The following is a 14,454-nucleotide window of genomic DNA, read 5'->3' on the forward strand; positions in this document are numbered from 1 at the left end:
GCCACCCGGGTGGCCGTCACGCCTGGGATGTCCGTGTCGTGCTGTTGTGATCGGCAAAGGCATCTCGCAGCGTGCGGCTACCCTTTCGGACCCGGTGCCCCGCCGGGTACATTATTTTCTTTGAGTTGCATATGCACGCATGGCTCAACAGCATTAGCGGGCACCCCTACATCGTGCTGGCGATCGTCTTCGGCGTCGCATGCGCGGAATCGCTGGCGGTCGTCGGAACAATCATCCCTGCGGGAATCGTGATGTTTGCCGCCGGCGCGCTGATCGGCGCAGGCGTGCTGAATGCCTGGGCGACCCTGGTCATTGCCGCACTGGGGGCAATCTCGGGCGACGGCATCAGCTTCGAACTTGGCTACCGGTATCACCGCGAAGTGCGCACGTGGTGGGTCGATAAGGGACACGCGGCGCTGTGGGAGCGGGGCGAGCGCTTCGTTCAACGGCACGGCGGGAAAAGTATCGTCCTCGCACGCTTCTTCGCGCCGGTACGCGCGATTGTGCCGCTGGTCGTCGGCGCCGCGCACATGCCGCGGCGCAGGTTTTATCCGATCAACGTGGGCTCCGCGCTGGCGTGGTCTCTCGCGCATATCGGCCCGGGGATCGTGTTCGGCGCATCCGCGCAACTGGCCGAAGCGGTTAGTGCCCGACTTGCCGTGATGCTGCTGGTGCTGGCCACACTCGTATGGCTGGTCGTGCGGCTGACACGCGTCGCTGTTCAACGGGGCGTACCGCTTGCTGGCAACGCCGTCGGGCTCGCGCTGCGCCGCCTTAGGCGACGGCATCCGGAGCTGGCGGGACGATTGATGCTCATCCTCGATCCGGACAAGGCGGAGTTCCAGACGCTGGCCATGTTAACGCTGCTGTTCATTGCCAGTATCTGGCTGTTCCTTGGCATCCTGCAGGACGTGGTCGCACAGGATCCACTGGTGCGCGCCGACACCGCGCTCTACAGTTTCTTGCAGACGTTGCGTACGTCGCTGACCGATCAGCTGATGGTGGGCATCATAGAGTTGAGCGGCTATGACGCCGGTCTGCTGGTGGCCGCCGGTGTCCTGATCGCGCTGCTCGTGCGACGGTGCTGGCGCACCGCAGGCTGGTGGGTAGTCACGGTCGGTATAGCCGCAGCACTGAGTCCCGTGGTCGAGCCCGGAGGCAGTTACGTCCGGCCACTGAACTGGCACACGGGCGTCGCACATGCGCCCCTTCCAGATGGGCATGCGACGTTCACCCTGCTTGTGTACGGGTTCCTCTGCTGGTTGCTGGTCGGCCGGCAGGCACCGCTCTGGCGTAACGCGGTGATGGTCATCGTCGCCCTCTGGGTCACGATGACCGGATTTGCTCGCCTGTATCTCGGGGAAGACTGGCTCGCGGGGGTACTGGGCGGCTGGAGCCTCGGGCTTGCATGGTTTGCGGTTGTGGCTGGCACCTATACCTACCAGCAGGTGCGTGACGATTTACGCCCAAAAATTCTGGCATGCGTGACTGGCGGTGTCATTGTCATCTTCGGGGCCTGGGCGATCCCCGCACATCTTCAGACGGATCTCGCACGCTACAGCCCCGAAACGCACGAGACCGCGCTCACATTAAACCAGTGGACTGATGGTGGATGGCGCGCGCTACCGGCCCGACGTAGCGAAATCAGCGGCGATGAAGAGGAAAAGTTCCCACTGCAATGGGCCGCCAGTGACCGTGTCGTCACGCGCCAACTTGAGTCTGCGGGTTGGCAAGCCGCACCGGCATGGTCAGTCAGGTCCGCCTTGCAGTGGCTGTTGCCAAAGACATCGATTGACACGTTGCCCGTGCTGCCGAAATTTGCGGACGGCACGAACGCTCAACTTACCTTTGTGAAATTCGATGCGCAGCGGTCGATGACCCGGTGGGTGGTGCGTCTGTGGCGTTCCCGCTACAGGGTGATGACTGGCAGCGACGCCGGCATACCTGTCTGGTATGGCGCGCTGTATCAGGAAGCGTTTTCGCAGCCGTGGCATCTGGTCACCCTCGGCACCACGACAAACTGGCCGGATCCGTCCGGCATCTCCCCGCTGTTGCCTGCAGGCTTGCGGACGTTGAGCCTTTCGATCGACGCCGGGTCGGTCCGGCACGCGTTGCTGGTCCTGCCAACCGTCTCCGCAGCGTCACCACATTGAAACGCTGAGCCGCGAATGATCATGCCACACTACGCCGTGAGACAGGCCCGGATCTTTGCACCGCTCGCTAGCGGACGAAGGCGTGTCACGATCGCACTCCCTCTACCCATGACAGCCTATGACCGCTAACACACCTACCGTCACCAGAATCGCCATTCCGCGCACGGTCTGGGCGCTCGGCTTCGTCAGCCTCTTCATGGACCTGTCGTCCGAACTCGTACACGCGTTGCTCCCGGTGTTCCTCGTGACCACAATGGGCATGAGCGTGGCCGCGCTCGGCGCGCTCGAAGGCGCGGCGGAAGCAACGGCGATGATCGTCAAGGTCTTCTCCGGGCCGCTCAGTGACTGGCTTGGCCGGCGCAAGGGTCTGCTGTTGCTCGGCTACGGGCTGGCGGCGCTGACTAAGCCGCTGTTCCCACTCGCGACCACGCCCGCCTGGGTCGTGACGGCCCGCCTGCTCGATCGCGTCGGCAAGGGCATTCGCGGCGCCCCGCGCGATGCGCTGGTGGCGGACGTGGCGCCGCCGGAAATTCGCGGCGCGTGTTTTGGACTGCGTCAGTCGATGGATACCATTGGCGCGTTCCTCGGACCCGCGCTCGCCATCGCGCTGATGTTCTGGTTTGCCGACCACATCCGCACGGTCCTCTGGTTCGCCGTCGTGCCGGCCTTCATCGCGATCGGCCTGATCGCGTTCGGCATCGACGAGCCCGGGCATGCACCAGAGCGGCGTACCTTCCGTTCTCCTCTTCATTGGCGTGCGCTGCGCAAGTTCCCGGCGCGCTACTGGTTCATCGTCATCATCGGCGCAACCTTCACGCTCGCGCGTTTCAGCGAAGCCTTTCTCGTGTTGCGCGCCCAGCAGACCGGGCTGGATATGGCGTGGATTCCCGGCGTGATGGTCGTAATGAGCCTTGCCTATTCGCTGTCGGCCTATCCGGTCGGAGTGCTTTCGGACCGGCTGGATCGCCGCCTCCTGCTGGCGCTCGGCATGGTACTGCTGATCGCGGCCGATCTGCTGCTCGGCATGGGCCAGTCGGCCCTGTCAGTGTTCATTGGTGCCGCCGTGTGGGGCCTGCACATGGGTTTCACACAGGGCATTCTCGCTGCGATGGTGTCCGAGACGGCCCCCTCAGCGCTGCGCGGCACAGCGTTCGGCGTGTTCAACCTGGTCTGCGGCCTCTGCATGCTGCTCGCGAGCGCGCTGGCCGGCTGGCTGTGGGACCGCTTTGGCGCATCAACCACCTTTCTCGCTGGTGGGGCGCTTGTCGTCGTGCCGTTGCTCCTGTGCTGGTACGCGCCGCGACAGGAGGCGTCGCGGGCCTGATGGATTCTTATCAACGACTTCATTGCAATGAATGCACTCGAAGCAACCAACCAGGCGCTTGAGGTCGGCTGAAAAAAGTGGACGCCAACATTCCGTAGATTTGAGGAATGGAGGCATTGATGAACCGAATCCCCAAAGCCGTGTACACGAAGGAATTTCGTGAAGAGGCAATAAAGCTGCCATGACTGACGGCGTTGGCGTGTCCGAAGCGGCGCGTCGACTGTCTATTTCGATGAAGACGTTGGCGAACTGGGTTCGCGCGGCAAAGGATGGCAAACTGGAGAACGTCGGACAAAGCCAGAAACCACTGACAGAGATCGAAGCGGAACTGGGGCGTCTCAAGCGAGAGTTGGCAGAAGTGAAGATGGAGCGCGACCTTTTAAAAAACATCTCAAAGGGCGCGCCCCTGCCCGAAGGGCAGAAACTCAGTGACGCAAGTACACTGATGCGCATCAGGGAGAGCGGCCGGTCGTCTCGCCCAGCAAGCGGCTTAGTTTCTGACCGATTCCTGGTCCAGTCCCAGGGGTCACTCCAACCGTCGAGCAATTCATTGAGACGTTTGACTCGTACATTCGCTGGTATATCGCAAAGAGGATCAAAGTCTCGCTCGGCTCTCTCAGCCCGTTCGAATACCGGGAGAGTCTAGGGATGGCAGCATAAAACGAGTCCAAGAATTTAGCCACACCCCCTATTACGCTGGCACTGAATTTCGGGATTGACTGACAAAATCGTTCCAGCAGTTCAGCAATGAAGATGCAGGGTCTTGACCACGTTGCTTTGTCGCTAAGCAGCCCAGTCCGCGAGCTTGGCATGGCCATTGACGGGTACCTCCTCGCCAAACGAAAACGCTTTCGGCCTCTCCGGAGCGGAAAGCCGTGCCGTCGTCCAGCGCTCAAGCTCGGCAACCAGCCGCCCAGGCTCAGCCCCCGCCACCGGGACAACGAAGGCCTTAAGTCGCGCGCCTTCGTGCTGCTTCATCAGGCGGACAGCGGCGTCAGCAACCTGCGGATGTTGCAATAGCACTTCACGCACGTGCTCCGGGAACACGTTCACGCCCGCTACCTGTACGGCATTGTCAAGTCGCGCAGATATTGTGAAATGATCCGGAGCTACCCATTCGAGTTGGTCCTGCAGCGTAACGCTCCTTTGCGTTCCGTCAATTGCGCGGCGCATAAGATGCCGCGGATTTGCGTCGTCCCGACGCCAGAAAGGCATCAGCTGGAAATTGGGCATGGCGGTCTCGCGAAAACCAACGCCTGCCGTCTCGGTGCTTCCATATATCTGGATGAGGCGCTGCAGGCCGCTTTCCGCGGTAAGTGTCTGCGCCAGTTCGGGTGGGCAATGGGCGGTTGATGTCACCCCCGATACCCCATCGGGGAGTGGCCCAGCATAGCGGGCAACCAGCGCCCAGTGAGCAGGATGGCTGATCACCAGATCGCCCGATGCCATCATGTTCGGCAGCGCTGAAGGCGTAATATGCCGGACGTCAATGACTTCAATGCCGCCCAACCGCAATGGCAACAACACGGTGAAGAGAAAGCCGTAGATGTGATGCGCGGGGACGGCCGCAAGCACGCGCCGCGTTCCTGCCAGAGCTCCGCAGAGATAGTTCACCTCCTGCTCCAGGTCTGCCATGGCATGCATACAGGGTTTGGGCTGGCCGGTCGAGCCAGAGGTCCGGAAAACCAGCCGGGCACTGTGGTACTCCAAGCCTCTTGCGGCGACCTCTACCCATTCGCCGAAATAGCGACGCGTCAGTAGCAGATCTTCAATTCCGCTCTCATGCAATTGCAGCATTTCCGATAGGGCAGACGCTATGGCAAGCCGTTCGATCGAGTCGAGGCCGAGTCCGTCTTCTCCGATCGCCAGATCCGGCGACCAGGGAGGCCGTTCAAGCGTGGTGCCCCCGGGCCGCAGCACGTTTAACTCGCCCACAATAGCGTCTGCGAGAAATCGCGCCAACGCGCGGGCTGGTTCATACCATTCTCTGGCGGGGGACTGCGGTGAGGCATTCACTTTCAGATCCGTTTCACGAAGATCCAGTAGGTATCGCCCGAGATGGCCTTCTTCATGTGAACTTTCACCTTGGTCGGGACCATCTGATGGTCGAAGACGTATTCGAAAAGCGTGCTCAGATCGCCGTCTCTTACCCCCGCGTCGAACACCCCCTTGAACTCCGGCCGGTTAGTACACGGAGCCACGTCGCGGAAAAAATTCTTGCCCACCATAGTCTTGGGGTCGCGGCCGGTGATCGCGCCTTCGGTGGCGTTATATTTCAGGATTTTCCCCGTCGAATCGACTTCGATTGCCCCGAACGATAGGCCGTCGAGTTGGGCTGAGTTCATTCTTCCCAGTACGTTTTCGATATCATTCTTGCCAAAAGCAACGATTTCCATAAAGCCTTCCGGTTCAGAGTTTCATTCCACGAGTGCCGACTGCTGTGGCCCAACTCTGTTAACGGCGACAAATGTCAGTACCTGAGGTTTGCCCAAAATTTCTTTGTCGCTGACTGGCCGTCGCGACAGGCCCTCTTTTGCCTTGTTTTCGGGGCGGGACCGCTGGCAACATGTTTTCGTCGCGCATGGTGATGGGGCTGAGTGCGCCGTATGAATTTTGAGCGATCCCGGGATCGCGGATTATTAGCTCGAAACTGAGTTATTCCCGGTCTGTCGTCGATGTTCCGAGGAACTCGAGCGTCTGCATCGACGCTAAGATAAAGAGACGAGGCATCTCGATCACTTGGCGTGCATCGCAACAAACATGAGGCCGGACGAATGACGCGCACCAGTCAATTGGGTGTCCCGGTCTTGCCGATACCCGTCCGCCTCCCTGACATGTGATCCCCATACATTTGTGGTCGCTAACGTTGCGCAAGTTTTCGAGGCGGCAGCTAGGTATTGCGTTATCCGATATATAACACCAAGCCGCACTAGATGCATAACATGCATCATTGCGATAGTCCTGAAGGCGTTCCGGGCCGAAGGTCTCTGGAATGAACTGGTGCGCGGCGCGCACCATGGCCTCCGACTGTGAGTCCTGCTGAGCTCAGAACGACGGACGGTGCGCTTGCCGCATGCGTAATATCCGCGCGCGTAAAACCCCCAGCAACCTGCACATCGGTGAACCGGATCGTGTCGACGCGTCTGCCCGATCACGCGCACCTTATCGCGACCACTTCGCGAAGTCCGTCGCAATTATTCTAATAGGCCGCACTTCTTCTTCACCGGTTTCTTCATTGAGTCGAGACCTGTGTCCAGTCCTCGCTACGTCAATGCCCCGGTTATCGTCACTTGCCAGCATCTTCACTAAATTAACTTATGTGGACTGCTTTACGAATTCGATTCATCTTTGCTTTGATTGCGCAATATGACGGAATTTTGGCCTCTATTTTTTCGGCAGGCTTGAATCAGGCTTTTGCGGAAAAGATCGGTCCTCGCAATTCGACGTCGCCAACAAATGTTAGCGAGACAACGTTCCTACTGAGCATTCGGGCACGAGTGTGACATCCAAACCCGAATCCTGATTTCCGAATGAGCCGCCGGTGAAAAAAAGCCGGCAAATGCCGGCTTAAGAAGGATCTAGCACTATCCGAGGGTGGCTAGAACCTGAGAGACAAAATGGGCGCTAACTCTACGACAACGGCCCGGATCCGAAATAGGTTTGAGTAATGAGAAGTCTACACGTAGTGCAGCGCCTTGTGTACCAGGGTAAGTTGCACGGAAGCTCGACCGGGCCGCAGAACCGCCGGGTTGTTGAGTTCTAAAAGATAAGATTTCAAGGTGTTTGGCAGAGCCAGCGTCAGCGCCAAAGTGGTATGACCACTTTGGCTTGATGCTGGAGCGTCGTATTGGTCTCGCCATAAGGCTTAACTTCAGCTTAATAGAAGGGATGAGGCCGGAGTCCAAAAATAAACTGGTATGACCACCTGTGAGGCATCTGGACATTCGGAGGTGGCCGAGCAAGAATCTCGCAGTTAGGCCATGCGGTCAACATTTCTAGCCGGCCTTAGATAGAATTCCTGAGCATACGAGCGGTTCCGCCTTGTAAGCGATTGACGAGATTTTCAGCAATGGCACCAGGAAAGACCACTTGGCGTCTAAGGGCAAGGTCTGTCGCCCATAGTGCTCCACGGCTGAAGACCCTATTGATGGTCTCATTGCCTCGCGGATTCAGCTCGTCGATTCTTAGAGTCGATGGCTGCGTGTGGTGGCACTGCAACTAGACGGGTGTCCTCGGCATGAGCGCGTCCTTCGACTGAGACTTTGCCATCCTTGGATGGATGGCCGACACAACACGTTTTTGAGCATCCAAACAGTCCCGAAGAACGGGCATAGGAGACAGAAGTGGCACCGACAATGGCCGTTCCATCAGGTGTGCGGTTCGCGCAGCCTCTTACCCCCGTAGCGAACTCGTTACTGCTTTCATTCCTGGTGGCGGTAGTGCCCATTGGAATTGCGCTTGTGATGCTTGGTGTTTTCCGCCGACCGGCGTGGCAAGCTTCGCTGGCGGGGTTAATTAGCGGCCTCGCAATTGCTGTCGGTGTTTGGGGAATGCCTGCGTCGCTCGCCGTGAATTCTGTTGCTGCGGGAATGGCACTAGCGCTCGCGCCCGTGATGTGGATAGTTTTCAATGCATTGCTGCTTTATAACATCGCGGTGAAGTCCGGGCGTTTCGAGCAATTCCGTCAATGGATGCTCGACCATCTGCCCGATGATCGACGGCTCGTGCTCCTCGTGGTTGCCTTCTCGTTCGGTTGTTTGCTAGAGGGTATCTCTGGTTTCGGCACGCCTGTCGCCATTACTAGCGCGTTACTTGTAGGGCTCGGATTTCCTGCAATCGAAGCTCTCACCTTTACATTGATATTCAACACCGCACCAGTTGCATTCGGCGCGTTGGGTGTTCCGATCACAGTCCTCGGAGCCGTTACATCGTTACCTGCAAATACTCTGGGAGCGATGGTTGGACGACAATTGCCGTTTTTTGCTTTCCTGCTGCCGTTCTATGTCGTCGGAATCTACGGAGGCATTCGATCGATCGGCAAGCTGTGGCCGGCGTTAGCAGTATCAGGCGGCAGCTTCGCACTCGCTCAATTCGTGACGTCGAACTATCTCGGCTATCAACTGACGGACGTGCTCGCGTCACTGACGTCCCTGATTATTACAATTGTCTTCCTTAAGATCTGGACGCCCGAGGTCGACCCCGCTTTTGCAGTCGTGCGCACCGAGGAGCGCATTCATACCGGCGTTAGGGTGGGATACGGCGGCTGGCTACCCTGGATCGTCGTTTCGGTAGTCGTCATCGTGTGGGTCCACGCGCAGATAGCGACCATTGGAGATACCAAGATCGCTTGGCCCGGCTTGCACAATGCGGTCTACGTGACGCTCTATAGCAAACCATACGCCGCGGTGTGGGATTTTCAGCCGATGGGCACGGGGACAGCGATTCTCCTTGCGGCTGCAATCACGGCATTGTGGACCCGTACCAGCGTAAAAGACTTTCTCGGTTGTGCGCTCAAAACTTGGCGCCAGACTCGCGTGGCGATCGCAACAGTGATGATGATCGTCGGACTGGCATATTTGCTGAACTATTCAGGAATCAGCTATACGCTGGGGATGGGTGTTGCATCGACCGGTGCGCTTTTCCCTTTGGTATCCGCATCTTTAGGCTGGATTGCCGTATTTCTGTCTGGAAGCGATACTTCGGGAAATGCGCTGTTCGGAAACTTGCAGGTCGTGGCGGCACGGCAGCTAGGGCTTGATCCCGTCTTAATGGCGGCAACGAACTCTTCGGGCGGCGTGATGGGTAAAATGATTTCGCCTCAGAATATCGCCACAGGAGTATCGACGACCGAGTTGAAGGGGCAGGAGGGTGTCGTGTTCGCGCGCACGTTCTGGCACAGCGTATTCTTGACCTTGCTCCTCGGTCTGCTCGTGTACCTGCAGCAGCATACCCTGTCTTGGATGATACCGGTGTTGCCCCGTTGAGCGTTCTGTAGTTCGTCGCTAACGCTGCTAGGGTCTCGTGAAAACTCGCCGCGCGCAGGGTCAGTTGCACATAGATAACTGAAATTGACGCTGCGCAACTGCATGTGGACGTTCGGGTTTGCGTCTTTGAGCAGGCTATCGGTTAGAGACCGCCTCGAAAGGTGGTTGGGCCCCTCGTTTAAGCCTTGATCAGTACCGGGATGAGGTTTGGAGCGTGCGCTGCGACTGGTCGCGGATTTCGTGACGCGCCATCTCCGGTTTCGAGGAAGTCGAACAAGCTGAAGGGCGACCCTCGTGGCATATGGATTCTGGCGTGACTTCTTGGTAGCCGACGGCGCCATCGCTGCCTTCAGCGAAAGCTCGTTGGCAGGATTCGCGAGGCGATCGAGAATGGCGCGAGCGCGCGTCGGATCCTGTAAGCAGGATGCAAGGGATAGCCGACGCGGTCGACTAGGCTCGGTCGACCTACGACAACAGCCGCGGATAGCGGGGCGAAGCGATTGATGTCGGCCCGGCGACGATGGTGACCTCGCCGAGGATCGCAGATGCGGCAAAGTGAGAACGGAATTGCCCATATGTTTGAACACTTTACAATTCGGATCAATAGTCTCGCGCTGTTTGCAGCCGTCGCGACCGCCTGATCCTTTCGCGAGAAGCGATGTTTTGCAGTAATCGCCGAGGGCCTTGCTTTTGCGCAGCATGTGTCTACCGCGAGGTAGAAGGCCGAGCGGCTTCCGGTGGAGTCGGTGCAGCGGGTGGTGCCGCGCAACTAACCGTCGGCACGTGCGAGCACATGAGTGGGTGTGTTGCGGCTGCGGGTAATGTAAATACGATGCTTGATGAAACAACCGGTAGGTCAGGTGTGCAATGCGCCGGCGTCAGGCTAATCAACTCAGGGATCGAGCAGAGACATTCGGAGGGCGCAGCAGAACGCGACGATAGTGGCAGATCTGACAGCGGTGTCACTGGAGTGATCAGACGGATACCGCCAGCACGTCGATACTACTCTTTCGCCTAGAGCAGCGCATTGACGTTGCGTTCCCCAGATTTAGCTCGTCGAGTCTCCCGGGATGCGAAGCTCGCGTTAAATCGCTGAGCGCGGTATTCGTAAAACCTTCCGCTGCTGTTCCAATAGTTCGCCTGCACCGGAACACGGAGTTCCTTAAGCAGGGAGCAATAGTCAACCGTATAGATGGTCGGTTGACCGATGGTACGGGTTAAGCTGCGGCCGCAGCGACGCTGATTCAAGCCACCAAGGAGGAGAGCCTTGTCAGCCGCTTCTTGCAACCCTGCGTCGCCAATGGATTGTCGTGTGCCAAGCCTCCCTAACAATTGTCTAACCGTCTGATATACGTCGCTTCCAGAGAGGCCCGCATCCGAAGATGATCGCGCTCACACTGGGCGAATACACGGGGATGATACATTCTTTGCTTACAAATTGGAGGGTCCTCCACGAACTGGAGGGACGCTGGGAAGATCAGCTTGCGCGCAGTCCAGCGCAAGAGCCAGCGCCCCGGGTATTCGACGTGCGACGGGTACGATCGCTCGGTCGGTGGATATGGGATTTTGAAAGTCCGCGTTCTAATGGCGGTCGAGCGGAAAAGATAGATTGACCAGCGATGCCCCCTTTTACCTGAGCTAGGGCCTTTTCTCGCGAGGCGAGAAGTTGCCGCTCTGGCTCTCAAAGACAACTCTAATCAGGACATCATGAAGCCGTCGCAATTCGCTTTATTCCCTGAGTTAGCAGCGTATCTGGAACGGACTCGGGGCGTTTTAACGCGCCGCTGGCTTCGCTCGGTGCGGTCCGACGCAGCCATCACGCCGGCAGGCCGGCTTACCACCGGTCAACTGGTAGATCATCTGCCGTCGCTCTTTGAGGAAATCTGCGCCGTCTTGCGGGGCGCCCCTAACCAGAGAACGCTTTGGCGGTTGCACGCTGACGCGAGGAAGCATGGTCGCGACCGCTGGATGCTCGGGTACCAGCTCGACGAACTGTTTCGGGAACTGAATCAGTTACAGCGCTGCGTACAGCATGCCACTCGCGAATTTTTCGCAGGGGTATCCGGATCAAGTGGTGCTCAATCGGCGGCCCAACTATTGATCGACGATCTTTTGAGCGCGACGATTCACACCGCGATCAGGCAACTCACCGACGAACAGGACAGGCGGATCGAAGCGACCATCTACGAGCGCGACCGGGCGCTCGCAGCTCAACAGAGGAGCGAGGAGCGGCTTCGAATGGCTGCATCCGCAGCCGGTTTGGGTATTTTCGAGTGGGATATCGTGACGCGGGAGGGCGTCTGGGAAAACAAACAAATGTATGAAATAACGGGGCAGCCTCAATCTCTGGGCCCTCTGTCGTGCATGGCGTTTGTACGCGAGCTTGTTCATCCCGACGATGCGCAGGCGCTAATCACGGAATATACGGAGGCCATGCGACACGGGGGAGACTTCCATGCGACTTTTCGAATCCTGCGTATCGAAGATCGTGCTCCGCGTGTCATTGAGATGTACGGTCGCTTCCGCGCAGAGTCGGAAGGTTCGATCCGCTCGTTTACCGGGACCCTTGCCGATATCACACGCCGCACGCTCGCCGAAGAGTCGCTTCGCGAGACGGATCGTCGCAAGGACGCGTTTCTGGCAACGTTAGCGCACGAACTGCGGAATCCCCTCGCACCGATCCGCAACGCAGCGCAGATCCTCAAGCAAATCAGTGCCGATTTACCGCCCGAGGTCGAATGGGCACGAGTCACGGTTGAGCGCCAGTGCGCGCATCTCACTCGTCTGATAGATGATCTGATGGATGTATCGCGCATCAGTAGCGGAAAAATCATTTTGCGACGGGCTGTGTTCGACATTCGGGAGGCCGTTCAGAGCGCAGTCGAGATCAACCTGCCCATCGCGCATGAGCACCAGGACCGTATCGATGTGAATCTGCCCTGTGAGCCCGTACTCGTGGACGGGGACTGCACAAGGCTCACTCAGGTCTTTTCCAATCTGCTGGATAACGCGATCAAGTTCTCGGAAAACCAGACAGCTATTACGATTGACGCCACCATTCGCGGTGATCAGGTTGAAATCGTCGTGAGCGACAGGGGTATTGGCATTCCGATATCGCAACTTAGCCTCCTGTTCGAGCCGTACGTCCAGCTTGCCGCGGGAGACGGACAGTGGCGGTCTGGCCTCGGCATCGGGCTGTCTGTCGTCCAGAACCTCGTTGATATGCATGGCGGCCACGTCAGCGCTGCAAGCGAAGGTTTGCGGAAGGGATCGCGCTTCACGGTATTGATGCCCACGACGGGTGCGCCTGCCGGCGTAACCACAATAGTGCAGGAGCCCCCCATAGAGCAGGCGAGAAAGCTGCGCGTTCTAGTGGTCGATGACAACCGTGATGCAGCTGAATCGCTGGCGATGCTCCTGGACGAACATGAGGTCGAATGCGCCTTCGATGGTGAGACCGCCCTTGCTATCGCACAACACTTTCATGCCGATGCCGTTATCCTCGATATCGGTTTGCCGGGGATCGACGGATACGAACTTGCGCGGCGGCTGAGGGCGGGACCGGAAACTGAGCAAGCGATTCTGATCGCACTCAGTGGATTGGGGGCACCGGGAGACGTTATGCGATCGCGTGAAGCGGGATGCACTCAACACTTTGTTAAACCGGTAGACCCCGAAATGTTGACCCATTTTCTGCGTAGCGCTGCGGCCAAGCTGACACGATGACAGGCGAGTTTGTTCCACTTCTAGAACGCTTACAGCTTCACGCCTTCGCAGATGCTTGGCTGGACGGCTGCGCGATACATCCCCGGCTCTGCTCATGATGGCGGCGATAGCTCCAAGCCGGCTCAAGTACGACCGGTGTCCGAGTCCGCCGGACGTAATCGGCAAATGTAGTGGATGCCAAAGCTCGTCTCTGCCTTGGCATGTTCAACAACCGGAATGTCGGAAACTGAAGCCGTGACCTGCTGTGCGACCAGCAGTTGCCGTGCGGTGTGAGGACAGGCCGAGTTCTCCATGCAAAACCAAGAGAACAGTCGAATGAAACCTCGTTAGTCTCGAGGAGCCAAAGCTGCTAGCTGGTTCTGGCCGAGACGGCAAATGGCCCACTGCATCCCTTTGAACTGGGTGTAGGTTGAAGCGTCGTGGGGAATAGGCAGGGTGCGAAGCGGACAGCCCGGACGCGCTCGGGTAGCGCGAATGGGAACGCCGAAATTCCGACTTCCCGTCATCATTGCGCTTCAATGAAGCGGCAGTAGGTCGACCGCAAGCAACAACGCTGCGAAGCAGGAGTGAGAACGTGCAAGGAGCGAAGGGTGGCGTGTAATGGGTGGTATATGGCTTCGAGTGCCACGACCTGAAAGGGTGCTGACGTGGGAGTGCGCGGCTGTTCTTGGTTCCAATATCAGGGATCCATGAAAGGGCCGCTTGAGAGAGACCGTTTGGACTACGGTTCAGCGCATTTCTCCCGGCAACGGGTAAAATCAACGATGTTACTTGACCGAAGGTTGTGTATGCATAGACGCAACCGGGATCGGTGTGACGCCTCATGCCGTGCGCGAGCCTTAGAGGGAGACCCGCATGCAGGGCTCTTCAGGGGGAGCGTTTCTGGAAGGGGAGGCGGGTGGGCCCTGGAAGGCAGTTGCGAGCGTCGGAATCGGTTCTAGCAGGCAAGGCAGTATCTTCGAGGTCAATCACCGTCGCTAAGGCTATCGTCGGATATTCGCGGCAGTGGGCGGACAGCAGGTGTTCGTATCGGAGAAGGTCGTGCGACTTTTGACGAGGCGGGAAGGCCTAGCGGCTGCCACTAGCAGACGGCGTCGATACGGTTCCTATTTGGGTGAGATAGGTCTAGGGCCAGAGAACCTTATCGATCACAACTTCCGAGCAGCAGCTCCTGACGAGAGTGGCTTACCGACACTACCGAGTTCCACATTCCGGGCGGCAACGTGTATCTATCGGATGCGATCGACTGCATCGATGGGCGAGCCTG

The 14,454-nt window shown here is 58.4% G+C and carries 6 protein-coding genes and 3 pseudogenes; 7 read left to right on the forward strand and 2 right to left on the reverse strand.

Features of this window, described 5'->3' with window-relative positions:
- Positions 1–173 precede the first annotated feature (173 nt).
- The 4 genes and pseudogenes from FFS45_RS07470 to FFS45_RS07485 all read left to right on the forward strand — a co-directional run.
- A complete protein-coding gene (locus tag FFS45_RS07470) occupies positions 174–2,153 on the forward strand; it encodes a bifunctional DedA family/phosphatase PAP2 family protein (protein WP_249362710.1) in 1,980 nt (659 codons plus the stop codon).
- Between the two features lie 118 nt (positions 2,154–2,271).
- The gene (locus tag FFS45_RS07475) at positions 2,272–3,477 is read left to right on the forward strand and encodes an MFS transporter (protein WP_137954071.1); all 1,206 of its coding nucleotides are present in this window, start codon (positions 2,272–2,274) and stop codon (positions 3,475–3,477) included.
- Between the two features lie 119 nt (positions 3,478–3,596).
- Positions 3,597–3,862, forward strand: a pseudogene (locus tag FFS45_RS07480) (transposase); the annotation flags it as partial.
- Between the two features lie 149 nt (positions 3,863–4,011).
- Positions 4,012–4,137: pseudogene (locus tag FFS45_RS07485) on the forward strand (IS3 family transposase); the annotation flags it as partial.
- Between the two features lie 123 nt (positions 4,138–4,260).
- Here FFS45_RS07485 and pcl read toward each other — a convergent pair.
- Positions 4,261–5,493 (reverse strand): 4-coumarate--CoA ligase, encoded by a 1,233-nt coding sequence (gene pcl / locus FFS45_RS07490; protein WP_137954072.1) that lies wholly within the window; start codon positions 5,491–5,493, stop codon positions 4,261–4,263.
- Positions 5,494–5,495: 2 nt separating this feature from the next.
- Positions 5,496–5,873 (reverse strand): photoactive yellow protein, encoded by a 378-nt coding sequence (gene pyp, locus FFS45_RS07495; RefSeq protein WP_137954073.1) that lies wholly within the window; start codon positions 5,871–5,873, stop codon positions 5,496–5,498.
- A 1,947-nt stretch (positions 5,874–7,820) separates the two neighbouring features.
- Between pyp and FFS45_RS07500 the strand changes: the two genes are divergently transcribed.
- From FFS45_RS07500 to FFS45_RS42285, 3 genes and pseudogenes are all read left to right on the forward strand, one after another.
- A complete protein-coding gene (locus FFS45_RS07500; protein WP_137954074.1) occupies positions 7,821–9,461 on the forward strand; it encodes an L-lactate permease in 1,641 nt (546 codons plus the stop codon).
- 1,707 nt (positions 9,462–11,168) lie between these two features.
- Positions 11,169–13,187 carry an ATP-binding protein gene (locus FFS45_RS07505; protein ID WP_137954075.1) on the forward strand — a complete coding sequence of 673 codons (2,019 nt, stop codon included), beginning with the start codon at positions 11,169–11,171 and terminating at the stop codon, positions 13,185–13,187.
- 954 nt (positions 13,188–14,141) lie between these two features.
- A pseudogene (locus FFS45_RS42285) lies at positions 14,142–14,446 on the forward strand (IS3 family transposase); the annotation flags it as partial.
- Positions 14,447–14,454: the final 8 nt, after the last annotated feature.

The sequence above is a fragment of the Burkholderia sp. 4M9327F10 genome, assembly GCF_005503145.1.
Classification (GTDB): Bacteria; Pseudomonadota; Gammaproteobacteria; order Burkholderiales; family Burkholderiaceae; genus Paraburkholderia.

Bases quoted from the DNA above. Each gene is read 5' to 3' on its own strand.
- pyp (WP_137954073.1), bottom strand. From the start codon at position 5,873: ATGGAAATCGTTGCTTTTGGCAAGAATGATATCGAAAACGTACTGGGA.
- FFS45_RS07475 (WP_137954071.1), top strand. From the start codon at position 2,272: ATGACCGCTAACACACCTACCGTCACCAGAATCGCCATTCCGCGCACG.
- FFS45_RS07505 (WP_137954075.1), top strand. From the start codon at position 11,169: ATGAAGCCGTCGCAATTCGCTTTATTCCCTGAGTTAGCAGCGTATCTG.